Source organism: Pseudoalteromonas rhizosphaerae, from assembly GCF_028885455.1.
GTDB lineage: Bacteria > Pseudomonadota > Gammaproteobacteria > Enterobacterales > Alteromonadaceae > Pseudoalteromonas > Pseudoalteromonas rhizosphaerae.
Map to the genome: position 1 here is coordinate 4,531,106 of NZ_CP118496.1, position 25,261 is coordinate 4,556,366.

The following is a 25,261-nucleotide window of genomic DNA, read 5'->3' on the forward strand; positions in this document are numbered from 1 at the left end:
TTTTTTGTATCTAGCTTTTATGTAATGTTTGTAAAAACCCATTAAAGATATGCAAAAAAGTAGGCTGCAATGAGATTGCAATAATCGATTACTGAGTAACGCACCTTATATGTATTTGCCTAAGCTACTTGCTTAACAGCCACATCGACAAACGAAGTAAACGAATTTTTTTATTGATTTAGAATTGACCGTCCATTTATAAAAACGCTCAAATAAAATACTAGTGCCTATTGACAGAGTTTAGGCTCATATGTGTTATGTGTTTTTTGACTCTAAATGAAAGCTAACTTGAACATACATTAAATATAAAAAACTAAGTGGCCAAAGAAAGAACATGAAAAGCACTAATTTACGATACCCAATTTTGTAACTATGATCTTGTGCGGCCAGCCAAGTTAAAATTGCACCTGCTACGCAATATACTTGAAGAATATTCCCTAGCCAATGTTTATTAAGAAATTCAAAAAATGTCGAATTTTGGCTCGCAATAACAAATATCAAAAGAGCAGAAAAACCAAAGAACAGACAAAGTTTCGATTCTGAAAATATTAATAAAAAACGACTTAACTTATCGTCCATATTTTCACTAAATAGTGGATGTTTCACCGAACTTCCTTAAACACATAACGCTTTGCATATGGGGATTTTAGAAGCGCTTTTCCAGCGAGTAAAATTCCCAGTGAGTTTACGAACAACATAATGCACTTGTTAGGTTTCGTTGGCATTGCACATTGCTTTATAAAGGATTACTGACATAAGAATTGCAAACAAATTGAAAATAATGCTTACATCATATACTGACCACGTAATATTAAAACTAAAGCCTAAAGTGATTGAAAACCCTAAGTGGGGTGTCTCAAATCCGATAATTTGTAGTACGTATATCCAAAATGCAAATTTGATAAACCTTAAGCTGCCTCGGAATATTTTATAGGCAACAAAAAGGTTTATTATTACTCCAAGCGGAACCAAAAAGGCAAAGAACCAACCAAGTACCCCCATATCCGTTTTTTCCGAAAAGAAGTCATAAACGCTGCCAAGTAACAAAGCGCCAAGAAAACTCGAAACTATCAGGGCAATGATTGCCATCTTTGTGTACTTATTTTGCACCAAACTTTTTACTTCCTTTGTAAGAGAAACCTAACGCCTCAAGAAGAGGCGCAGCTTGCTGCGTCCTTCTTGCTTGAATTGTTAAATGCCCACGGCTCGATTAACTGCAAGAGCTTGCCGGACACTAACTCCCCATTTTTGTTATTGGCTAAGTCTAAGATTCCTGAAAATGCCAAGCAAGTAAGCATAGTTGAGAACTCTATAACTTCGTTGACTAAATCATTGTCGTAGCAATGACGTATGGTTTTACCATCAAAGTTCCTAGCAAGTTGAATATTGCCACCGTGGGTTAGGCTGTTTAGCCCCGACCATACATTAGCTTGAATTTCTGAAAGGTATGCTGGTAGCCCGTGGCTAACCTCAACTGCCTTGACCAAGTCTTTAAAGTAAATGGCCTTGCCATCACTCGAGACAATTTTATCCTTGTTGATAAATGTATCGACTTGTTTTTTGCTCGCGCATTTCCAAACCCACATTGCTCTTATATAGGTTTCGAAAACAACTCTCATCAATGCCGCTGCCGATGGGTAAGCCCCTTTTCCAAGGAGGATTTTAATACCCTGGGCGTGGTCAATTGTGACCGTCAGCAAAGTCGCAGCGGCTTTAATATTTGGCTTATCTGAAGTAATGATTATTTCATCGAGCTCTTTCTCAACGAAGGTCAACATTTCAGTGTAATTGCTCAGGAGATTCATATGCATTTAGACATAATGACTCCCACACGGTGTTAGCCTCCGCTTTTCGTGGGTTAGCTTAATTCAAAGCCAGAGCCATAATTAGTTTGTCAATTAACTAAACAGCAGAGGCTAACATGAATAAACATAGCATACTTTTTATCGGACTTGATACACATAAAGAATTCAATGAAGTCGCCTATATTGAAGAACATAGAGGTGCACAACCTGTTCACCTTGGTCGAGTTTCGTCTTCCAAAATTGCCGTTCAAAAGCTTGTTCGTCAGTTTGAATCTAAATACCCTGGCGCAACGCTACACTTTGTTTATGAAGCAGGCCCTTGTGGTTATTATTCGTATCGTCCCTGATACTCACTAAAGCCCGCTACGCGGTTCAAATTTATTCCCTATAAATTTGTGGATTTACAGATTAATCACAAGCCTTGGCCATTGCTGTTATGTGGTTGCCCCGTCTCTTATTCCTAAAAAACCAGGCGAGAAGATTAAAACCGATAAACGTGATGCCCTTAAGCTCGCTAAATTACTTAAATCTGAAGATTTAACACCTATCTATGTTCCCGAGCCTGAAGATGAAGCTGTACGTGATTTATCTCGCGCACGCGAAGTAGCCATGAAAGATTTAAAAGATGCTAAATATCAATTAAAAGCACTGCTGCTTCGTAATAATATTAATTACAAAGGCACTGCAAATTGGTCACAAAAACATTTACGTTGGCTCACTGAGCTTGTGCTTCCACACCCAGCACAGCACATCGTCTTACAAGAGTTTTTACAAACAATTACCGAGCGAATAAGCCGACTTGAACGATTAGATAATGAACTTACACATCACGTCCATCAATGGCGTTATTATCCCGTTGTTAAAGCAATACAAGCAATGCGAGGTGTTCGTTTGTTGGTCGCCACCGGTGTTGTTGCTGAGCTTGGCGATTTAACGCGCTTCGATCATCCCCGTAAATTAATGAGTTATCTCGGTCTTGTACCCAGTGAACACTCGAGTGGTGGCAAACGCCATATTGGCGCTATCACAAAATGCGGAAATGGCCGAGCAAGACGCCTACTAATTGAAGGCGCGCACACTTATCGCTATGCAGCAAATATATCGACAGATATGCAAAAACGACAAGAAGGTTTACCAAAGGATATTATTGATATTGCGTGGAAAGCACAACTTAGGCTCTGCAAGCGCTATAAAAAAATGATAGCCAAAGGGAAACACTACAACCTGGTTGTCACCGCAATTGCCCGAGAAATGATTGCGTACATATGGGCCATTGCTAAAGAAGTGGTGCTTACGCCAGTGAATACAAAACTTAGATTGGCAAGAGTACCCGCATGATAAACGAATTAGAGTTAATGCATGGGATCAAGCATCGGGTGTGGCACAACCACCGACGGCGTTGCCTACATGGATGTAGGTAAGGGGCGTGAGCAGGACGCGGAAGCTTTAGGATGGCAATGCAGCTAACGCTGCATTGAACCACGAACATAGACTGAAGACAGGTGCCACGATGAAATAAGTAAGGTTTGCTCTGTTACTAGAAATAGTAATAACCAACGACAAAATTGTCAGGAACAATTTTGAACAGCGCAGCTGATTCACGAAAGGCAGGACGCCTGTAGTCATATCAGCAAGATAACCGACGAAATTACTTGCTTCATCCTATGTATTAACTCGCTCTAATTCGAGCTGAAGTAATTATGGCTTAAAAAGTTAGGCAAGGATCTGTGTGTTTAACTTGACAGTGGGAGTCATACCAACGCCCCAATAAGGGGCTAAAAATTATTTGCTAAAATGTGTAGCGAAGCGAAACCAGCAAACTGTTTTTAGTCCCGCTTAATTGGCTTATTAGCTGCTTCAACACATTACAATTCAAATAACCACTTCTCAATTTTACTGGAATCTTCTTTATTGAAAACCATCAAACTTGAATGAGCTCGATTTTCAAATATAAGTTTTTTTACCTGTTTATTTTTAACTGACAAAAAGTAATTAGGTGGTGAAACCGAATCAATATTTGAGTTTACTAACAATATTGGTTTACTGCTTTCATTTAAATTAATTAATAAGTCAGTTTCTTCCAATGTAACTGATGCATCTTCCATTGTTTTCGTAACAATATCATCCACGTGTTCGGACAAAAAACGGCTTAACATAGGAGCTTTATACGGTAAGAATTCTTTTGCAGCTAGGTCGAATCTCATCATTGGGGCAAGTAAAATAGCTGCATCTACATGTTCAGATAAAAGTAGATTACTTGCGGTTAAAGTTCCCATGGAATGACCGACAACTATCGTAAATTCTTGATTATCTTTTTTAGTTATTAATTGATGTAGAAGTTGTGAAAGTATCTGATGTTCCTGCGAACCAAAAGCGAACTTTTCTCTTGATTCGCCATGACCAAATAGATCAGGGATGACCACGTTCATACCAAGAGCTCTGAAATAGATAGCAGTAGCTATCATAACTTCTTTATTGCCTCCATATCCATGCAGCAATACAGCAGTTCCCTTGAAACGATCAAATGTATCAGGCGTCATTTTGTAAGATATCGTATTTTCTACTCCATTGCCTATTGCATGAAGGTTGTAATATACAGAGTTCCCCGTTGGGAAATCCTCCGCTAGGTAAGCAGGAGCGGTTATATATGGAATGCACTCTTTTTTATTAATTGAGCAAAATTCGTGTTTTATGAAACCGATTTCTTCAGGCTCAGCTTTGATAAATTCGGTCTCTGATAAATAAACATCAGGATTTGATATAATGTAGCTTCCAATTGAAGTGCAGCCAGATATAAGCACAGCGAATGTGAAATAGAAAATTAGTTTAATTGCGTTATTCATCTTTAATGTAACACTTTAAATTATTCAGGAGCCTACCTAAGCAGCTAACGCCCCAAGCAGCTGAAAACGCAAACGTTTTGGCGCAGCCAGTGAGCGGTTTTCCGATGGCTTGGCTTGTGTACGCCCGACATGGGCATTGACTTATGAGGTGAAAGTCCTCTGTAGGAAGATCACCGTTTAAATAACATACTGTTATTAAACGATAACTACTAGCGAATGGCAAGGGCTAAATCGCGAGAGATAGTCTGGAGGAAGCCGCTAGCAAATCTGCGAGCTGATGAACAAAAACATCATATGAGGCGTAGGCTGAAGACGAGCTAGCACAAGATAGCGAAGTCATGTGATCTAACGGCCACCGTAAATGATGCAGTTGTGCAGAGAAAGTCGATGCACCTTATTCGGGGAGATCTGATAAACACGCATCCGCGCTAACGCTTGGAGATTACCAGTTAGGGACTGGTTGATCAACCCTTGGCGCTTTGGTTGCTGCGACCTACAGCGAGCGAAATAGCAGTAAACAAGCGTTAGTTTAGACGCGCTTTATCGAGTAATCGCTAGAGTGATTTATCAGAAGTCAGCAGACGGCATAGTAGCCAAACGCCCATCGTAATGGAGGGGACACGGTGAAGGCCTGAACATCTTAACCAGAGGAGATACTACAAATGAACTTGAATTCACATAGATCACCGTGTTGCGATAGTGATGAACAGCGTTCTACTGTGAATAATACCTCGAATGAATATAGCCAAACAGATCATGACCTGATGGCAAGGGTACTAAGCAACCACAATATTGGTGCAGCATGGCAACATGTTAAGCGCAATAAAGGGGCTGCGGGTATTGATAATATGAGTATTGAAGAGTTTAATCACTTCGCTAAGTTACATTGGCTGGGTATTAAACAACAATTACTTAACGGCACTTATCAACCCTTGCCAGTCAAACGCGTGATGATACCCAAACCCGATGGCGGTGAGCGAATGCTTGGGATCCCTTCTGTTATCGACAGAGTGATCCAACAAGCCATTGCTCAAGTGATCAGCCCTTACTTTGAGACTCAATTTTCACCACATAGTTATGGTTATCGTCCTCATAAAAGAGCCAGTCAAGCAGTGAACCATGTTCAATTTTGTGTTAAACAAGGTTATAAAACAGCGGTTGATATCGACTTGTCTAAGTTCTTTGATGAAGTAAACCATGACATGCTGATGAATCGTGTTGGTCGTAAAATCAAAGACAAAGCACTCATGCGCCTACTCGGTAAATACCTACGAGCGGGAGTAGCAGAGTGCGAAACAGGTCTGTGGTTTGAGTCAACCAAAGGAGTCCCTCAAGGTGGGCCATTATCCCCTTTACTTTCCAATATTTTACTCGATGAATTAGATAAGAAGCTAGCCTACAAACACCTTAAGTTTGCCCGTTACGCTGATGACATAATCATTTTAGTAAAAACCAAAAGCGAAGGACTAATAATCCAACGGGAAATTACTGCGTTCATCACTAAGCGATTAAAACTCAAAGTGAATGAATCGAAAAGTCGGGTCGGTCCAGTATCAGGCTCGAAATTTCTCGGGTTTACCTTCCGCTACGGTCAAGTGCAGATCCACGAACAGGCGCTAAAGAAATTTAAAGCAAATGTCAGGGAGCTCACTAACCGCAACTGGGGGATCTCAATGACCCTACAAATTCATAAACTCACACAGTATTTGCGCGGCTGGGGACACTACTACCTAATAGCCAACGCTTATCAGCTAACGGTGGATTTAGATCACTGGATCCGCCGTAGGATAAGAATGTGCTACTGGCGGCAATGGCGTAAACCTCGCACCAAAGTACGCAGTTTAATGAAATTGGGTGTTAGCGAACGACTCGCCATTGCATGTGGTATCACCAGTAAAGGTCCTTGTAGAAGCTCAAAAACAAAAGGAATTAACATTGCGATAGGCAATGACTATCTAGCGTCACAAGGTTTAGCGTCATTAAGAGATATTTGGATCAATATTCACTACGGGAGATGAACCGCCCATTGCGGACCCGCATGATGGGTGGTGTGGGGGCTGGAGGTTAGAGACCTCCGGCTACCCGATTATGTTGCAGACAACTCCAATATACCGTTTGCACCAATATATAAAATAAATAGAACAAATATGAGACCTACTAGCCTTAGTAGTTTAGGAGCTTCTTTTTTAATTTTTAGTTGATTTGCGATTCCGAAATCAAAATTAAAGTACCACAAAAAAACTTTATCCAAGCTCCACAATACTAAAAAAACATTTACGCTTAACATTGCATACGGTGCATCAGAGAGAAGAAGCACAAACATTACAGCTAATGTACTCAAGACCGTAATAAAACTGATTTTCTTGAAAGTTTCGATCATATCCCTATGCAACATAACGCCCGCGTAATAGGCGCGAGCTTGCGAGCGTCCTAATTGACGCGTTTGTTAGGCCATGCCTCACTAAAATACAGGTTCTTTTGCTAGATTTGACTGTTTGACCTCAAATTCATACCCATAACGTTTAGCAACGCCTGCGACGACGTCAAAGAACCACGTGGGAGCTGCAGGTGAAACATATACGTTTTCAATTAATTCTTTTAGATCAACCTTAATTGATTTTCCAAATTCATTATTTTCACGAGAATAATCAAACCCTTTGTCAGGTTCTTCAAAACTCGGAAGATCCTGAATTAGTACCCGTAGTTCCTTCTCATGCTCAAAAGACTGTCTCTTGTGAACGTACGGCCAAAATCCATTACCCTCGGGCAACCAATCCTTGTCATAGTCTATGTAGTGAACAACACCAACATAAGTATCTTTCGCCAACCTATCATGGAGTTTTGTATAAGTTGATTGAATTGCTACCGCCTCATTGGTTTGGGCATATAACTTCCACATTGCCGCTGATTCAGTGTTATTCATATGCCAGCAATTAACATACGTCCATGAACGTGTCCACTTTATAAATTTAGACATTTGTTGCAGCGCTTCTTCCGGAATGCCTTTGTCTCCATAAATATGCGGTCTCATAATAGAGTTGGCATGAGAAGTTGCACCTTCATAAGGGTCTTCAAACCTGTCTACTCGAGACAAAAATAGAGATTCAGTTTCAAGTAACGACACAAATTTAGTGAAATCCATGTATCGCCAGATTTTCACGTTTTTATCTTCAGGAGGTAAAAAACATGGATGATAAATTTCGGCTGGCATAATTTTCCTTTTTCGGCCTAACGCCGCATTAAGCGGAAAATTATAGTTGGCTAAAATGTTTGAGGCACGAAAAACAGCCAACTGTAAATTTTCCGTTTGAATGCCTTGTTATATATCTTTTACGCCTGATATCTTTGCTATAAAAAAACCAAGTTTATCTTGTAAGTCTTTGTTAGTAGATATAGATTCTTCATATGCTGTAATATGATCAACGTCATATTCATTAACGCCGTGGTCAATATTGTCGTTGATCCTCTTTGCTTCTTTTAATGCTTCAATCAACTCTTTATCCATTAAGGTTTTATATACATTTAATGCATAGTCTCGTTTTTCAGAGAAGTCTTTATAAACATTAGGATCAGGAGCATTATTTGAATTCGTTGATTCATCCATATGTCTTTCTGCATATTCTTCATGAAGGTAAAATTCTGATGCTTTAATAACTGAAGATAGAGACTTGCTGAGGCCTAAGAGAATTGGTTTATTAATATCCCATAATCTATCTTTTCTTTGTTGCCTTATCGAACTGAAATGAATAACTGTCGCCATAACGGTGGCAATCGCTATAACTATATTTGTGGCAATCGAGACATCAAATTTTATATCTGTAATTAAAATAGAAACAAATAAAATAAATCCACCAAACAATCCAACTACAGAACCGACTACAGAACCGACTAAAAATTTGAACACCTAAACTCCGATAGATATATAACAGCTTATTCAAAGGATCTAAACCCACAAGTTGCTGACAGAAAATCCTTTGAGTTTTTTAATATTTTCAGTCTAACTCTGTATCTAAATGTAAATCAAGGAATTTATCTTTGTTGTTATTTTGTTATTGTAAATCACAAGAAATAAACCCGCGAGTTGTTAAAAAAAATCAAAACTGTTTATGAATACAGGAAAATAAAGCAGATAAAGATACGCGTGTCGCTCATTTTCCTGAATATGGGAGCAAACAACAGCTTGATTATTCAATAAGTTATTATCCTAAATCTATATCAACGTCAGTTTCCCACTTGAAACAATCTCTAAACTTTAATTTTCACCGTTGGGTTTCGTTGCTCTGAACCACAACCTACGATAATAAATTTTACGCCGACCTGCTTTGGTTTTTCCTAGTTCCTAGCGCCTAAATCCTAGTCCCTCACCCGAATCGCCAATAAAAAAGCGCGAGATTAACTCGCGCTTTAAAATAACTCAAAACTGTATTTTGTCTTAAACTTACCGCTTAAGGCTTACAACTTATAGCTCTAAGAGCTATTCGCCCTTCGCTTTTAAATTTATAAACTCTGCCAATTCTTCTGGTTGCCCCATTAGGGTGAAGATCTGTTGGTTAATTTCGGTCATGGTTTGCCCTTCTGGCAAGCTTGCTGACACGGTTAATGAGCTTAAGCCTTGCGTGAAGTTTTTAATCGCTTCACTCAGTTCCTCGCTGACTGGCGCTTGTTGTAGCTGCATATTGACCATTTGCTGCATTTGCTCCAGCGTCATACCTTGCTTTTCAAGCGTTTGTTCAACGAGTGCTTTAAATTCACCTTCGTTATTGAGGGCAATTTCGATGCTGCGTGGTTCAAGCTCTGCAAGCGCCTCCATTAGTAAGGTTTGTTGCTGTAATTGCTGCTCTAAAGTCGGCTGTTGACTACCTAGTTGTTGCTGCATTTTGCTCAGCGCCAATGAAGCATTCATCAATGCGGTTGATTTTGCTAGACCGAGGTTAAAATTAAGGCCTACAATATTTTTAGCATTAAGCGCAAAGTCGATATCACTATCACCTGATTTTTCATCATAGTTCATCAATGTATGGAGATCATAGCTAGCAGCAGCGAGTTTATTGTTAGCGTCTGGTGGTAACTGCGCTAAAAAATGCTCACTGAAGGTAAAGTTTTTTATGCTCAACTCGGTACGAGGAGCAATTTTATCTACTTCGTATCCCGCCACTTCAATGCTCGCAATATTAGCAACCGGCTGCTGATCAAAACCAGTGATTTGCATATTTGATATTTCAACACTTTGCCCAAGCACGCTGGCCGAAATATCTTCATAACTGGCTGTTACACCCATTTGCTGGCTCATTAATGCAAGCTGACGATCAACTTCTACTTTAACTTCTTGAGTCAGTGCATGATTTGCATAGCTAACACCACCGATAGCCGCAGCGACAACAACAGCAACAATTGCGAGTTTTTTCATTCTATTTCCTTATTACGATTTCTATTATCACCGTTGTTATTTAGCTTAGTCTCTAACGGCTTTAGACTTAAGATTTTGCTAAGCGTATCATTCAATAATACCTTTGATAAGGCCTAGCATAAGTAAGTGCAAATTGATTTGCACTTTTTTGAGCGTGGCTAATTAATTAAACTTAGCAGTTCATGCACTGTTTTAACTGGGGTTATCTTAGCGCCTAACCCTTCCATTGATTTATGGTAATTACGAAATGGAATAAATATTTCGGTAAAACCATGTTGGGCAGCTTCTTTAACGCGTGGCACGCCACTGTCGATTGGCCGTACGTCACCGTTTAAACTCAGCTCGCCCATTATGCAGGTGGTACGCGGTACAACAAACTCATTTAAGCTACTGAGTAAGGCAGTCACTAAGGCTAAATCGATACAGGTTTCGGTTTCATCAATTCTCAGCCCGCCAACAATATTAAAAAACGTATCATGAAAGATTTTGGTTTTAGTGTGCTTGCGTAAAATACCAGTGAGCATTTTTATTCGGTTCATATTTAAACCTACGCACACTCGCTGTGGAAACTCCGCCTCGGTTTCGGTAGTTAAACATTGTATTTCGAGCAACAAGTTGCGGTTACCTTTTCGAATGCAAGTAATGGTTGAACCGGGTGAGTCGGTACTTGATCCCGATAAAAATATTTCACTGGGGTTATCAACACTTAGCATACCGCGTTCGCACATTCTAAAAATGCCTACAGTATCAATGTCACCAAAGCGGTTTTTATTGGCGCGCAAGGTACGTATTTGCCCATCGTTAGTGTCGATATGTAATAACGCATCAACAATATGCACTAAGGTTTGCGGCCCCGCTATTTCATTATTTTTATTTACGTGGGCAATAATAAACATAGTGACGTCGTTTTGCTTACAGTACTGTGTAAGCGCTTGCGCGGCACTTTTAACTTGTGACGGTGAACCTGGGCTGCCGTTTGCGGTATCAGTAACAACCGCTTGAATAGAATCGATTACTGCAAACTTGATGTTATTTTTTTCAAGCTCGTCGATAATGGTTTCAACACTGGTTTCTGATAACAAATACAGTTCGTCTGGGTTGTAATCGAGTTTTAAGCGATTAACACGATTTTTAAATTGCGATAACGACTCTTCTGCGGTGCAGTAAAGTGATGGCATACGCTGTGACATGCGCGCGACTAAATCCGATAATAAAGTCGTTTTACCTGCTCCGGGATCGCCTGAAATAATATTCACAGAACCTGTGGTTACGCCACCTGATAATACTCGGTCAAGTTCACCAATACCGGTTAGTTGCTTTTCGGCTTCGGTGGTTGCGATGTCATTAATTTTTTTCGAGCCACCGCCAACGCCACCAGCATAGCCGCCAACAACGCTGCGCGTTGCTGCTTTTTTAGTTTGCCCTGCTGAGGGCTTAAATTCGGCTAAGGTATTCCATGCGCCGCAGCGACACTGTCCTTGCCAGCGTTGGTAGTTCATTCCGCATTCGGTGCAAACAAACTCTATTTTTGCCGCTTTTGCCATTAACTTTTGCCTACCTTCGTCATTTTGAAATCATTTATGTCCATACTAGGATGATCTTTAATTTATTGTTACGTTATCGTGCGCTGAATATTGACCTTGCCAATAAGGCAATTCAACGCCACAATCGAGATATATAAAAAAGCAAGGTTTATCACTTTTACTTTAGGGCATATTTTTTGCTTAATCTTTTTAGCTTGGGCTTTTTTGATTAATAAACTAAAGTAATGAGCCATTTATTTGGCAATCTCATAATAATAAAAATTAAAGATGGTAACTCATTACACCGCACATGCTGCAAACCAGCAACCAAGTGAGTGTGTAAATACATGTGCAGTATACCAACTTTTTAGAATAGACGGTGATGGTTTTATAAATGACTGAAGACACTCTGCTTAAATATGAAAGTTTAGTTGATGAGCTTAAATCATATTTAGGTAATGCCAAATTTGACACGATCTTTAAATCGAAGACAGCGGGTTTAACAAAACCTGAGCAGTTCTTGATCAAGATGGAAATGTCGCGCTTGTCGCAACCTATCGCCCGTTTTATTGATTTACGCGGCCAAGTAACAGGCCAAGTTAAACCTTATGAGTATGAAGGCAAACAACACTTTATGGATGAAACCGCTATTGCGGTATTTGAACAAGCCATAGAACGCCATGGTGGTTATACCCTTGCTGTTTACGAAGCTGTAATGAACACCGATAATAACCATCGTGTAATGCAAAAAAAAGCCGCTGAACAAGCTAAGCAACCTGAGTTACAGAATGAACAAAAATTAGATTGCCAGGTTATTAAATTTGCCTCTTATGAAAGTCGCCGTGAAGAACGGATGAACTATTCAATCAAAATCACTGTAGAACTCAATAAAGACAACACCATTGCAGCAACCACCTCAGATATATCTTTAAGTGGCGCAAAAATAAAGCTCTCACCGCGCTATCAAGTCAAAAAAGGGCAGTTATTAGGACTGCGTTTAGTCGGTCTTGAGCAAGATTTTGAATTAGGTTTAAAAAACGGCATTCAATATGAAGTTGTTGCAGTTGAGAAAATCTCTGCGGAATTTAATCATATTCGCTTAAAACGTACTTTTATAGAAAATAACGCAAAATTTGATGAGTTTTTAGAAAGCTTTATTCACGGCAATAAGCGTCGCTATAAAGTAAATTTAGATAATACTTTAGATGCCGTCGTCTCAAAAGGCTATGAGCAGTACTATATTCCCCGGGTGACTTCGTTATTTACTTTTTTTAGTTTGCAAAACGATAAACTCTACCCAAGTTTAGTGCTGACCACTGAAAACAATATTTTTATTCAGCGTTATTTTTGCGATGAGCGAAAGCTGTCATGTTTATACACTATTTTAAATCAGCAACGTTTAAGTCAGTTACTAAGTAACCCAGCCCCAGTTAAAGAAGAGTATTTATACACCTTTACGCACGTGGTTGCTGGAAAAGTATATTATTACTCAGCAACACGCACGGAGTTGACTGCAGAGCCGCAATTAAGCGCATTATTTTTTGGTTTTGGTAGCCAAAAAGAAAGCTGGCAATGTTTTAAAGTACAGTTAATGCCAAGCCATCCAGAAGATTCATTTATTCCATTAAGCTTACCAAATACCGCTGGCAAAGATATTGAAAAATTAAACAAGCCACCAACGCCTCGCGTACAAGGAATGATCAAAGACGTAAAATATCTTGTGATTTTAACAGCAGTCGGAACAGACGTTGAACGAGCGCATTATCAAAGTTTTAGTTACGATAAAAGTATAGTTAATCAGCTCAAGCACTTTGGCCATGGCAAACATAAAACCCCACCAAAGCTTGAAACCGTGGATTTAGAGTATGTAAACCTACGCTCTCACAAACGCTATTTGTATAAAACCGATGTAGTATTAACAACTCAGGATGAGCAAACACATACCGCTCATAGTCGTGATTTCTCGGTGATGGGGTTGCAAATTGAGTGTGACCAACCGGTTACTTTTCAAAAAGGTGAAGTTGTTGAATTAAGCTTACCTGAGCTGCAAAAAATAACCAAAAAGCACACGCTGAGTAAATTAAAGTACGAAGTGATGGCGGTCAGTAAATCGTTCACCACTATCAACTTAAAAGCCTTACGTATTGTTGATAACCCACACGAAGGGGTGAAATTTTTTACGCAGTTAATTGAAAATAATAAAGATAAACTAAAAGTATCTGAAGAAGCGCCAAAGGTGCCAGGATTATCGACAGCGCTGCGAAATATGGTAACTAAAAGTGTCTGCCAATTTCCGTTTTATTTACATAAAGAAGCTGCACATTTTAAAACAGGAGCAATTGGTCAAGGCTTGTACCCGAGCCCATTGCATATTATTTTGCAAAACTATGGCTTGCTTAATAATACCACCAGCATTGATGCTTTTTTATCGCCAGAGCAGCTCAATGGCGTGATCACACCGCTTATAAAAGATCGCAGTCGTCAAGATCCTCCTCTACCTTTCACTTTATTTATTCGTTTTGATCCTAAAAAACCGACCATTAAAGACGCTATAAAAAGCAAGTGCAGTGCAGGCGAGGATTATGCCCCACAGTTACTCTTTTTAAAGAAAGGTCTCAAATCTGAGTTGATCTTTATAATGCGTATTTATATTTCACGCACTGGCCGCCCTGATACAGATTACTTATCTAACGAGTTAAAATACGTAAGCCAATATGCATTGCACAAAGCAAAAGATCTTGAAGAGGCACTGTGGGCAGTAACAGGTGTTGGTGACATGGTTGATGTAACAGATGAAACGCTTAGTCATTTGGACTTTACCGCAGAGCTGGTAGACCAAATGAATAAGCGCAAGCAGACTTGGCTTAAACGGCTAACTTAACTCCGTTACTTAATAACAGGAATAGTTAATAAATATAACAGTTGTAATAGCGAGCCTTGGCAAATTGCAGCTTGGGCTTGTTCAACAACTTTAGGTTTACCGTGTACGGCAACACCGAGTCCTGCCGCAGCCATCATGGTCAAATCATTCGCACCATCACCAATCGCCACTGTTTGTTGCGTAGGTAAATTTAATCGTTGCTGTAATTGGCTCAACACCACGGCTTTTTGCTGCGCATCAACAATCATGCCTAGCACTTTACCTGTTAACTTATTATCTTTAAATTCCAAAACATTGGCATGTACTTCGTCTAGTTCAAGCAGTTTTTGCACTTGTTCAGCAAATGGCACAAAGCCACCTGAGGCAATGGCTAAATACCAATTATGCTGCTTTAGCACTTGGCATAGCGCTTTGATCCCTGGCATTAATGGTAAACTATTTTTTAGTTCATCAATTAAGCTTTGCTCAATACCCGCAAGTTTAGCGACTCGTTGATGTAAGCTTTCACTAAAATCTAACTTACCAGCCATCGCTTGTGCGGTTACCGCTGCGACATCATCATATACATCAGCAAGCCTTGCGATTTCGTCAATACATTCAATCGTAATGGCGGTTGAGTCCATATCCATTACTAATAAACCAGGCTTAGTTAAAATCGGTGGCTTACTAACTTGTACAAGTTGAAATCCCAATGGATGGGCAAATTCATTCAGTACCAAAGGATTAATGCTTGGACTTAGTGTCTCGCTGTAAAAACACAGTGCGGGGCTTAAGTTTGGCTCTGGTTGATAACGACAAAATGCACTGACAATAAACTGCTGCTGAGCTAAAAAGTTAATTATATTAGCTAGTTGTTGGCCGCTAAAGTCCCCTGCAAAAGCAATACTAAACATTCCTTGCGGATCAGTTGGTAAGCTTGTTGGTACTAATAAAGCATCTTGATAGTGATACCACATACCTAACGACAACTGTGCCGATAACTGCTCTGATGTAAGGCTCGCAAAGCGCTCCAATGTCATGATAACTCCAAAAATGATACTAATGTCTCCCCTGTAAAATAACAATTATACCAATCGGGTTAGGTTATTGGTCATTTATAGCGACGGATAAATAGAGTGATAACAAGGCATAAATTTTATATGTAGTTGTTCTACATAAAAAACTTATAACGCCGTTAGCGCTTTATTTAGCACGCTAGAAAGACTAAATATTTAAGTCGATTGGTATTAATTCGCCATAAAGGGGGATTTAAGGTTATAGTTACGCTTAGTTGTAACATCAAAAACAAAAGCTGTCAGCAGCGTAAACGGTGACTATGAAAAATAACCATCTTAAAAACCCTATTTCAGCATCTCTTAGGCAACGCCTAGTGCGATTAAGTATTGCTGCGGCATGCTTTGTATTGCTGACTTGGGTTGCTGTTAATGGTAGTTTTCAAAGCCACCAGTTGCTTTATGATAGTGCCGACAGCACAGCAAAAAGCTTAACTCGTTTTATGGCTCTCAATGCCAAAACGCCGCTACTTGAAAAAAACAAACCTGAATTAACAGCCTTATGTAACAGCATAAGCAAAGATGAGTTTGTACTGGCTGCAACGATTTATGATCAGCAAGGCATACTTATCGCCAGTAGTGATAATTGGCAAGCTCACCATATTTTAGGTAAGCTGCCCAACTCCACTCCAGGTATTAGTAAACTTAAAACCCCGTTTGTTGAACCGATAATCAGTGATGACGATCGCCCACTAGGATTTGTTGCAATAACTTACTTGACCCGCTCAGCAGTAGCAACCAGTCATAGCAGCTTTCATGACTTAGGCCGCCAAGTATTACTAATGCTAGTGATAACCTGCATTTTTACTTGGCAATTAGGCCGTGGTTTAAAGCGCTGGCAAGTAAATCGTTATATCCGAAAAAGTTCTGAGCACGAATCATAAAGCTGCTTTTGAAAACCAGCCTTATAAGGTGTTGTGATCTGCTTTAATTGACATAACTGCTCAAACACTAGGGGTAACTGTAACGGCGTGTTTATTTGCCCTTGAAAGCCCGCTAACGGCATTGCAGGTGCATCTGTTTCAAGTAGTAAGTGTTCAGGTGCTATGTGAGCAACAACGGAACGTGTTTTTTGTGCTCGCTGATAAGTGATCACCCCGCCCACCCCGAGTTTAAAACCCTGTTTAATATAATACTGTGCTTGTTGTAATGAGCCTGAAAAAGCATGTATAACACCACCATATTTTGGCTTACAGCGCTTAAATGACTGTGCAATAAGGTCATGGCTTTGTCGATGATGCACAATCAATGGCAATTCAAGCTGATTAGCAAGATCGATATGGTGCTCAAATATCTGAGTTTGCAAAACAATATCGTCAATACTGCGGTCAATGCCACATTCGCCAATAGCGACCAATTGCTGGCGATGTTGCACAGTAAACTCAGTCAGTTTGGCTAAATGACTGTGGTGATATTCTGCTAAAAAGTAAGGATGTAAACCTGCACCGATGCGCACTGCAGAATGCTGTTTAGCAAAAGCGCATAAAGAAAGAGATTGTGCCAAAGTGATCCCTGGCACGATCAATTTTTCGATCCCCAGCTGCTGACATTGCTGAATTAGCTTGCTGCGGGTGGCATCAAATTCAGTAAAATCTAAATGGCAGTGGGAATCAATAAACGCCATAATAAACTATGGGTTTAAACGTGTAATTTGCCAGCTGTTATCAGCTTGACGCTGATATATAAAACGGTCATGCAGGCGGTGTGCACCACCTTGCCAAAACTCAATTTTTGTTGGCACAACACAGTATCCCCCCCAAAAATCTGGCAATGGTATTTCGCCTTTAGCAAACTTGGTTTTCATATTAGCAAAAGTTTCCATCAACACTTTACGCGATGATACAGGACGGCTTTGCTTTGAAGCCCATGCAGCTAACTGGCTTTCTTTGGGACGTGACAAAAAGTACTTGGCAACCGCTGAAGTTGGCAGTGGTTGTGCTTCACCATAAACAATCACTTGGCGCTCCATATGGTGCCACGGAAAATGCAAAGAGATTTTATTATTGCCTTTAAGCTCCTGTGCTTTACGCGAGCCGGTATTGGTAAAAAACACAAACCCGTTATCATCAAGATGCTTTAACAACACAATACGTTGCGAAGGCTGACCGATTTCATCAACCGTTGCCACCACCATCGCCGTTGGATCTGGCAGTTTACTTGCTACCGCGTGCTCAAGCCAGGTTTCAAATTGCTTGAATGGATCATCAAGTAAATTCTCTTCGCTCAGAGCATCTTGCAAATACTCACGACGGATATCTTCAAGTTTCATATCAAATCCTTCTTTATCAGCTGTAAGCTGTAAGCTGTAAGCTACAAAATTAAACAATTGCAGCTCAGTGTCAAGCTACACCTAGCACCTAGCACCTAGCACCTAGCACCTAAAATTATCTGCAAGTGTAGGAGCGCTAGCAAGGCAGTGAGTTTATTTCTGCCGCCAAGGAGCATGCGTATTTTGTATGTGACTTAGGCTAAATAAACTCATTAACGCAGCTAAAGCGAACTACACACAGCAGACGTTCACCTAAGTAGTTTAGTCTAAGATAAGGCGGACACTCGACTTATCCCTATGAGCATACGTAGTTGTATGTGATTAGGGTCAGTCGAGTGGACAACGCAGTATTAGATTAAAATACGACGGTGATTACATTTGCTCCATGACTTCAATGCCTAAAAGATCTAGGCCCGTTTTCAGTGTATCCGCTACCAAATTACACAGCACTAAACGGCTATCGCGTACACTTGGCTCTACGCCTTCTTTAAGTACTGGGCAAGCTTCGTAGAAGGTCATGTATAGGCTGGCAAGCTCGTATAGGTAACTACATAATACGTGCGGTGTTGCCTCACTGATCATTTGATCAAGTACTTCTTCTAATTGCAGTAGTTTAAGCGCAAGGGTTTTTTCTTGCGGCTCAACAATAGCGACATCTGCGTTTAAACTTGCTGCGTCTACGCCTGATTTACGGAAAATACTGCGTACACGAGTATAAGCATATTGTAAGTAAGGTGCTGTTGCCCCTTCAAAGCTAAGCATACTGTCCCAGTTGAAAATGTAATCACTGGTTCGGTGCTTAGAAAGGTCTGCATATTTAACTGCGCCAATACCTACTTTACGGGCAATTTCACTGCGCTCTTCATCAGTTAAGTCAGACTCACGCTCAGCAAGCTTAGCAGCAGCTCGAGTGATTGACTCTTCAAGTAAATCAGCAAGTTTTACCGTGCCACCTGTACGCGTTTTAAATGGTTTGCCGTCTTCACCCATCATGGTGCCAAATGGGCAAAATTCGTAGCTAGTTTCATCGCGTAGTAAACCGGCTTTACGTGCAGTAAGCTCTACTTGATTGAAGTGTAGGCTTTGACGCGCATCAACAAAAATTAAAATGCGGGCTGCGCCTAACTTGTTTGAACGGTAATCACAGGCGGCTAAATCGGTGGTTGCGTATAAGAAACCGCCACCTGACTTTTGCACGATAAACACTGATGGCTCACCATCTTTATTTGCCAGCTCATCTAAAAACACCACCTGTGCGCCTTGTGACTCAACGGCAATATTCTTATCTTGTAATAACTTAATGATATTGTTCAGGTCACTGTTATAAGCACTTTCAGCCATGATGTCGTCTGGTGTAAGCGTTACATTTAAGCGTTTGTATACTTCTTCAGAATGCTTTACCGAGGTTGCGATAAACAACTTCCATAGTTTTTCACAATGCGCGTCGCCACCTTGTAGTTTTACTACGTAATCACGCGCTTTATCTGCAAAACCTTCTTCATCATCAAAACGCTTTTTAGCGTCGCGGTAGAAGGTTTCTAGATCAGCAAGTGCCACAGAATCTAAATCAACACCTTGGCTGATTTGATCTTCCAGATGCGCAATCAGCATACCAAATTGCGTGCCCCAATCGCCCATGTGGTTTTGACGAATAACCGTGTCGCCACGAAACTCCAGTGCGCGTACTACTGCATCGCCAATGATCGTTGAACGTAAATGCCCAACGTGCATTTCTTTAGCAAGATTAGGTGATGAGTAATCAACCACTACTTTTTGCGGTTGTGCATGCTCAGCAACAGCCAGCTTTGCATCTTGGTTTGCCGCTTTTAAGCTTTGCGCTAAAAACTCAGGTTTTAGGTGAATATTGATAAAACCAGGGCCGGCAATTTCTGTTTTATCTGCGATATCACTTACATCTAAGTGATCAATAATTTGTTGTGCAAGCTCTCGCGGGTTGCTTTTCATTTTTTTAGCAGCGCCCATTGCACCATTAATTTGGTAGTCACCAAATTGTGGGCGGGTACTCTGTGTTACCGCAGGGTTAGTATCTGCTGGTAAGCCAGCGCCAGTCATGGCTGCGATGGCTCTTTCAATTAGTAGGGTACGAATATTCATGTAATTTATTACCTTTACCAGCCCGCGTTAGCGGGCTTTAAATTAAAATTTGAGTCTAATTTTCACGCGTGTGGTTAAATGTCACTTCCGGATAGCGCTCAATTGATAAGTTAAGATTTACACGACTCGGCGCTATGTAAGTTAAGTTATCGCCGCCATCAAGCGCTAAGTTGCTTTCGCACTTACGTTTAAAATCTTCAAACTTTTTAACGTCAGTCGAACTTACCCAACGTGCGGTATTTACATTTACGCTTTCGTATAAAGCATCTACGTTATATTCTGCTTTCAAACGCGCTACAACCACGTCAAACTGCAATATACCAACCGCGCCTACAATTAAGTCGTTATTAATAAGCGGTCTAAATACTTGTACTGCCCCTTCTTCAGATAGCTGCACCAAGCCTTTTAATAATTGCTTTTGCTTAAGTGGATCACGCAGACGAATGCGGCGGAATAATTCCGGCGCAAAGTTTGGAATACCAGTAAATTTAAGCTTTTCACCTTGTGTGAAGGTATCACCTATCTGGATCGTACCGTGGTTATGTAAACCAATAATATCACCTGCAAAAGCATCACCTGCACGCTCACGATCACCCGCCATAAAGGTTACCGCATCAGAAATACTGACTTGTTTACCTATACGCACATGGTTCATTTTCATGCCTTGGCTGTATTTACCCGACACAATACGCATAAACGCAATACGGTCACGGTGCTTAGGGTCCATATTCGCTTGAATTTTAAATACGAAGCCAGTGAAGTTCTCTTCTGTTGCAACAACAGTACGGTCTTCTGTTTCACGCGGTAATGGCGTTGGTGCCCACTCAGTTAGGCCATCAAGCACATGGTCAACACCAAAGTTACCAAGCGCAGTACCAAAGTACACTGGTGATAACTCACCCGCTAAAAATAGCTCTAAATCAAATTCGTGCGATGCACCAATAACAAGTTCTAACTCTTCACGCAGTTGCCCAGCAAGCTCATCGCCAATCGCTGCATCAAGCTCAGGATTATCAAGCCCTTTAATGCTGCGTACTTCTTGAATAGTATGACCTTGGCCGGTTTTGTATAACAAGGTCTCGCCGCGGTGAATATGATAAACACCTTTAAACTCTTTACCACAGCCAATTGGCCATGTGATCGGTGCACAAGCTATATTTAGCTCTGTTTCAACTTCGTCTAACAACTCCATCGGATCACGAATATCGCGGTCACATTTATTCATAAATGTGACAATTGGCGTGGTACGTAAGCGCGTTACTTCCATTAATTTACGAGTACGATCTTCAACACCTTTAGCCGCATCGATCACCATCAAACATGAATCGACCGCAGTTAAGGTACGATAAGTATCTTCAGAGAAATCTTCATGTCCTGGGGTATCAAGTAAGTTTACTAGCGCTTTATTGTATGGGAATTGCATAACAGAGGTCGTGACCGAGATACCACGCTCTTTTTCCATTTCCATCCAGTCAGACTTGGCATGTTGATTAGAGCCACGGCCTTTAACGGTACCCGCTTTTTGAATAGCTTGTCCGAACAACAGTACTTTTTCGGTGATGGTAGTTTTACCAGCATCCGGATGCGAGATGATCGCGAACGTGCGTCGCGTATTGATTTCGTTTAATAAATTAGACATGTAAGCCGCTTTAAGTCATAACAAGGCGCAACCAAAAACAAACCTAAGCACAGGTCTTCGCTACGCACTGTAAATATAAAATAGAATTAGTCACATTATACCTTGTTTGTCTTAGCCAAAAAAGCAACGATTGCAAGTAATTAGCCGATAACTTGGTTTAAAATCAGCTCAACCCGTTTGCTGCAGCGAACGCACTAAACTTGTGTAATTTTACGCTAACGCATACTATTGATAGATTACATGGAGGATATTTTGTTTGGGTATGAGAACAAGTAAGTTAAGTATAAGATTATTATGGTATATCACGCCTTTGGTGATTTTACCGTTATTGTTTTTAGGTGGCTTTACTCTCACCAACGTTACCAGCTCCACACAAAAACAAGCCGAGCTCATTGTTAGCCGTTTTGTTGAACAGCAACAACAAAAAATGTTCAATTACATCGATTCATTTCACTCTACTACAAAGTTACTCTCGGCCTCCCCTGTACTAAGTGACTTTTTAGCAGATGACTTACGCGATAACGGCAATTACACCCGTCGTCTAGGCGCACTAATGGATGTATTTGCAAGCTATTCAGAAGCTTACCCCGATATTGTTAGCGTAAATTTAGTCTCTCCGGATGGTCAAAGCGACGCCTATTACTCCAGTAATTTAAATACCGCTCCAACCAGCTATCCATTTTTCTCACAAGTTTTACAAAGTAACTTACGCCAACAACAGTTTATGGTGCAAAAACAAGATGGCACTACCAGTTTGTATTTTATTCAACGTATTTACAGTGCTGATTACTACCTTAAACGCCCGCAACAACTAGGGTTTATTGTGTTGCATGTTGAGCCATCGATTTTAAATACCAGCATTTTAGAAGCGCCCTATAACAATACCTTAAATTTATTACTGACCAGCAATGGCAAAATATTATTTAGCTCAGACTACAATAAGCGCGGTCAATATATTAGCGAATATGAGCTGCAACAAATTCACGACTTAGCCGATCTAGGTAAGCTCTCAACCATAGAGTTATCGAGTATTGATAAAGTTGAACGGATGATTTACGCCATCCAAATGAGCGGCGGTTATTATTATGTCTCGACCATCCCCAAAGCCTTACTGTATCAATCCGGCAAAGCGATCAGTTTGATCACCGCCTTGATTGTGATTATTTCAGTGATCACCCTGCCGATGCTGATTTTTATTGTGGTACGTAATTTACTACTTAACCCAATTGAGTTACTTGGGGCAGCCAGCCATCGAGTAGGAGACGGCGATTTGTCGGTATATTTGCCTGCCCATAATAATGATGAGGTGGGGGTATTATTTAATGATTTTAATCACATGGTGAACCAAATTCGTCATTATCAAGACGAACTTGAAGAATATAAACATCACTTAGAAGATAAAGTCGAAAGCCGTACCAAGGCACTTGAAACCATGAATAGTCAACTCGAGGTGGCCATTGCCCAAGCGGAACAAGCGAACCAATTAAAAAGCCGCTTTTTAGCAAATATGAGTCATGAAATACGTACACCACTAACCGCCATCATGGGCTTTACTGAGCAGCTATTACACAGCCAAAATACAACCGGCGACGCTTGGCACCTAAATACTATATTACGTAACTCTAAACACTTACTTGAACTCATCAATAATATTTTAGACTTGTCGAAAATCGAAGCCGAAAAATTAGCAGTTGAAAAAGAACCGCTAGATATTGTGCAGTTAGTTCATGATATTGATTCGATTATTCGTCCTTTATCACAAGAGAAAAAACTTAACTGCAATATCAATTTTCACTTACCATTACCGCGTATAATTAATAGTGATAGCACTCGTTTAAAGCAAATTCTCATTAATATTGCCAGCAATGCAGTGAAGTTTACCGAGCAAGGTTTAATTGAATTAGATATTACCTATAACAGTGATTTACAACTCATAGAATTTGCCATTAAAGATAGCGGTATTGGCATGTCAGAGCGAGAAGTTGAGCGGGTATTCAAACCTTTTGAACAAGCGGATACAACAACAACACGACGCTTTGGCGGCACTGGCTTAGGCTTATGTATTTCTAAAAATTTAGCACAATTGCTCGGTGGTGATGTTTATGTAACAAGCACGCCAGGCCAAGGAAGCTGTTTCTGCGTGCAAATTGCCTGTAACTTACCTGCTGATAAACAACAAACAGTGCCAATGCTGACTGAGTTAAGCCAATTAACTCCCGCTAAGGACTTACAGCTTTCATTCGCAGAAAATAGCTTTGATGCCAATATATTAGTCGCCGAGGATAACCCTGACAACCAAGTACTAATCAAGTTATTACTGCAAACATGGGGGCTTGAGCCTGATATAGCCAACAATGGTGCAGAAGCTGTTGAAATGGCGCTGGTGAATGACTATCAATTAATCATTATGGACATGCAAATGCCGGTAATGGGCGGCTTAGAAGCCACACAAATGCTCCGCCATGCAGCCTACGATGGGCCGATCATTGCACTTACCGCGAATGTAATGAAAGATGACGTAAACACCTATTTGCAAGCCGGTTGCGACGAAGCACTGGCTAAGCCTATCGATAAAGATGCCTTAGAAAGTGTGCTTGTTAGCTATTTAAATATTGAAAAAGACAGCCAAAATAAATGGGATAGCTTGCTAAACAGCGATAAATTTCAACAGATCAACGACAACTATCGCTTAAAACTGCCAGGTTATTTAACCGACGTTACGCAGCTATACAATAATGGTGAGTGGGAGCAGCTCAGAGCACTGGCCCATAGTTTAAAAGGCAGTGCTGGTTGTTTTGGTTTTAGTAATATTCACCATGCGGCGGCCACACTTGAAGATAATTTACGTGGCCGTGATCACAACCGCCGTGATTATTTGGCACTGAGCTTAATTGAAGCGATAAAATATACCTTGCAACAAGAACAGTCATTAACCAAAAAGTAATGTCATTCCCATTAAGATAGCATCTTCATGGCCATTTTTTGATGGGTCACTACTTGGGTAGTAATTTTTACGTACCGACATTTCACTAAAGCCTGCCTGCTCATATAAGGCGATGGCACGAGTATTTGTTTCACGTACTTCTAAAAATAAGTTTTCAGCGTGATGCTTTTCGCCGTATTCAATAAACGCTGCAAGCAATTGTTTGGCAATCCCCTGCCCCTGAAAATCAGGTGCCACGCAGATATCCATTAAAGTAAAGTCAGGCCCTGCTTTTTCACCGATATAAAAACCAATAATTTGCTGCTCATTAAACGCAGCTAAATTAAAGTAACGCCCAGCGAGACATGATTGCATAGTGTTTACTGTCCACGGATGAGTGTGACACGCGTTCTCAACACGCATCAGCGCATCAATGGATAATTCATTAACAGATTCAAAGGTTATCAAGGTGTGTGCTCATCAGCGCCCATAGCGCGCGTTTATTATCAGCATTAAGCTGCTGGGTTGGTAAGCTCAATTGACCATCATGCCATGCAAGCTTATCGCTTTGCACTACTTGGCTAATTTTTAATGGGGCAATAGCGCGATTTAAATCAGCCAATAGCGTTGTACTTAGCTCTATATTTACCTGCGGCGCTGCACTTGGTGCATCAGAACGTTGTTCAGCGACTGGCTGTAATCGGAAATGCTGATTTAGTTCGAGGTTTTCTATACCAAAAATAGCTGCGTATCGTGGATGCATAAAAACTCAGTAGATTTAAACACTGGAACAATATAAGAAGT

General features: G+C 40.5%; 20 protein-coding genes and 1 pseudogene. 5 read left to right on the forward strand and 16 right to left on the reverse strand.

Annotated features, from left to right (window positions below):
• Window positions 1-255 precede the first annotated feature (255 nt).
• From PVK79_RS19535 to PVK79_RS19545, 3 genes are all read right to left on the reverse strand, one after another.
• On the reverse strand, window positions 256-606 hold the full coding sequence (locus tag PVK79_RS19535) for a hypothetical protein (RefSeq protein ID WP_257324048.1): 351 nt from the start codon (window positions 604-606) through the stop codon (window positions 256-258).
• A gap of 102 nt (window positions 607-708) precedes the next feature.
• Window positions 709-1,089, reverse strand: coding sequence for a hypothetical protein (locus PVK79_RS19540; protein ID WP_257324049.1), 381 nt, complete (start codon window positions 1,087-1,089; stop codon window positions 709-711).
• Window positions 1,090-1,148: 59 nt separating this feature from the next.
• The gene (locus PVK79_RS19545) at window positions 1,149-1,811 is read right to left on the reverse strand and encodes a DUF6988 family protein (RefSeq protein ID WP_257324050.1); all 663 of its coding nucleotides are present in this window, start codon (window positions 1,809-1,811) and stop codon (window positions 1,149-1,151) included.
• Window positions 1,812-1,921: 110 nt separating this feature from the next.
• On the opposite strand from PVK79_RS19545, the pseudogene PVK79_RS19550 reads away from it, so the two are divergent.
• A pseudogene (locus tag PVK79_RS19550) lies at window positions 1,922-3,143 on the forward strand (IS110 family RNA-guided transposase).
• 527 nt (window positions 3,144-3,670) lie between these two features.
• On the opposite strand, the gene PVK79_RS19555 reads toward PVK79_RS19550, so the two are convergent.
• Window positions 3,671-4,648, reverse strand: coding sequence for an alpha/beta hydrolase (locus PVK79_RS19555; RefSeq protein WP_182759724.1), 978 nt, complete (start codon window positions 4,646-4,648; stop codon window positions 3,671-3,673).
• Between the two features lie 662 nt (window positions 4,649-5,310).
• Here PVK79_RS19555 and ltrA point away from each other — a divergent pair.
• Window positions 5,311-6,666, forward strand: a complete 1,356-nt coding sequence (ltrA, locus tag PVK79_RS19560; protein ID WP_257324051.1) for a group II intron reverse transcriptase/maturase — start codon at window positions 5,311-5,313, stop codon at window positions 6,664-6,666.
• A 68-nt stretch (window positions 6,667-6,734) separates the two neighbouring features.
• Here ltrA and PVK79_RS19565 read toward each other — a convergent pair whose 3' ends face one another.
• From PVK79_RS19565 to radA, 5 genes are all read right to left on the reverse strand, one after another.
• Entirely contained in the window at window positions 6,735-7,028 is a 294-nt protein-coding gene (locus PVK79_RS19565; protein WP_182760219.1) for a hypothetical protein, read from the reverse strand.
• Window positions 7,029-7,109: 81 nt separating this feature from the next.
• On the reverse strand, window positions 7,110-7,859 hold the full coding sequence (locus PVK79_RS19570; RefSeq protein ID WP_257324052.1) for a DUF2971 domain-containing protein: 750 nt from the start codon (window positions 7,857-7,859) through the stop codon (window positions 7,110-7,112).
• Between the two features lie 108 nt (window positions 7,860-7,967).
• Window positions 7,968-8,552, reverse strand: coding sequence for a hypothetical protein (locus tag PVK79_RS19575; protein ID WP_257324053.1), 585 nt, complete (start codon window positions 8,550-8,552; stop codon window positions 7,968-7,970).
• 570 nt (window positions 8,553-9,122) lie between these two features.
• A complete protein-coding gene (locus PVK79_RS19580; protein WP_145235515.1) occupies window positions 9,123-10,055 on the reverse strand; it encodes a hypothetical protein in 933 nt (310 codons plus the stop codon).
• 158 nt (window positions 10,056-10,213) lie between these two features.
• Window positions 10,214-11,599: a DNA repair protein RadA gene (gene radA, locus PVK79_RS19585; protein WP_182719606.1), complete on the reverse strand. Its 1,386-nt coding sequence runs from the start codon at window positions 11,597-11,599 to the stop codon at window positions 10,214-10,216.
• A gap of 373 nt (window positions 11,600-11,972) precedes the next feature.
• On the opposite strand from radA, the gene PVK79_RS19590 reads away from it, so the two are divergent.
• Window positions 11,973-14,459: a PilZ domain-containing protein gene (locus PVK79_RS19590; RefSeq protein ID WP_145235513.1), complete on the forward strand. Its 2,487-nt coding sequence runs from the start codon at window positions 11,973-11,975 to the stop codon at window positions 14,457-14,459.
• A 5-nt stretch (window positions 14,460-14,464) separates the two neighbouring features.
• On the opposite strand, the gene serB is transcribed toward PVK79_RS19590, so the two are convergent.
• Window positions 14,465-15,478 (reverse strand): phosphoserine phosphatase SerB, encoded by a 1,014-nt coding sequence (gene serB / locus PVK79_RS19595; protein ID WP_257324054.1) that lies wholly within the window; start codon window positions 15,476-15,478, stop codon window positions 14,465-14,467.
• 296 nt (window positions 15,479-15,774) lie between these two features.
• Between serB and PVK79_RS19600 the strand changes: the two genes are divergently transcribed.
• Window positions 15,775-16,395, forward strand: coding sequence for an AhpA/YtjB family protein (locus tag PVK79_RS19600; protein WP_145235511.1), 621 nt, complete (start codon window positions 15,775-15,777; stop codon window positions 16,393-16,395).
• Here the strand turns inward: PVK79_RS19600 and PVK79_RS19605 are convergent.
• From PVK79_RS19605 to prfC, 4 genes are all read right to left on the reverse strand, one after another.
• Window positions 16,362-17,135 carry a TatD family hydrolase gene (locus PVK79_RS19605; protein ID WP_182731505.1) on the reverse strand — a complete coding sequence of 258 codons (774 nt, stop codon included), beginning with the start codon at window positions 17,133-17,135 and terminating at the stop codon, window positions 16,362-16,364. The two genes, PVK79_RS19600 and PVK79_RS19605, sit on opposite strands and share 34 nt — an antisense overlap.
• A gap of 6 nt (window positions 17,136-17,141) precedes the next feature.
• Window positions 17,142-17,780, reverse strand: coding sequence for a pyridoxamine 5'-phosphate oxidase (gene pdxH / locus PVK79_RS19610; RefSeq protein WP_182731506.1), 639 nt, complete (start codon window positions 17,778-17,780; stop codon window positions 17,142-17,144).
• 372 nt (window positions 17,781-18,152) lie between these two features.
• The gene (argS, locus tag PVK79_RS19615; RefSeq protein WP_182759714.1) at window positions 18,153-19,895 is read right to left on the reverse strand and encodes an arginine--tRNA ligase; all 1,743 of its coding nucleotides are present in this window, start codon (window positions 19,893-19,895) and stop codon (window positions 18,153-18,155) included.
• Window positions 19,896-19,950: 55 nt separating this feature from the next.
• A complete protein-coding gene (gene prfC / locus PVK79_RS19620; protein WP_145235504.1) occupies window positions 19,951-21,534 on the reverse strand; it encodes a peptide chain release factor 3 in 1,584 nt (527 codons plus the stop codon).
• Between the two features lie 262 nt (window positions 21,535-21,796).
• On the opposite strand from prfC, the gene PVK79_RS19625 reads away from it, so the two are divergent.
• On the forward strand, window positions 21,797-24,478 hold the full coding sequence (locus PVK79_RS19625) for a hybrid sensor histidine kinase/response regulator (protein ID WP_182739807.1): 2,682 nt from the start codon (window positions 21,797-21,799) through the stop codon (window positions 24,476-24,478).
• On the opposite strand, the gene rimI is transcribed toward PVK79_RS19625, so the two are convergent.
• Window positions 24,464-24,925 carry a ribosomal protein S18-alanine N-acetyltransferase gene (rimI, locus tag PVK79_RS19630; protein ID WP_182731775.1) on the reverse strand — a complete coding sequence of 154 codons (462 nt, stop codon included), beginning with the start codon at window positions 24,923-24,925 and terminating at the stop codon, window positions 24,464-24,466. The two genes, PVK79_RS19625 and rimI, sit on opposite strands and share 15 nt — an antisense overlap.
• Window positions 24,912-25,220 carry a hypothetical protein gene (locus tag PVK79_RS19635; RefSeq protein WP_145235500.1) on the reverse strand — a complete coding sequence of 103 codons (309 nt, stop codon included), beginning with the start codon at window positions 25,218-25,220 and terminating at the stop codon, window positions 24,912-24,914. The genes rimI and PVK79_RS19635 overlap by 14 nt, the downstream gene beginning before the upstream one ends.
• Window positions 25,221-25,261: the final 41 nt, after the last annotated feature.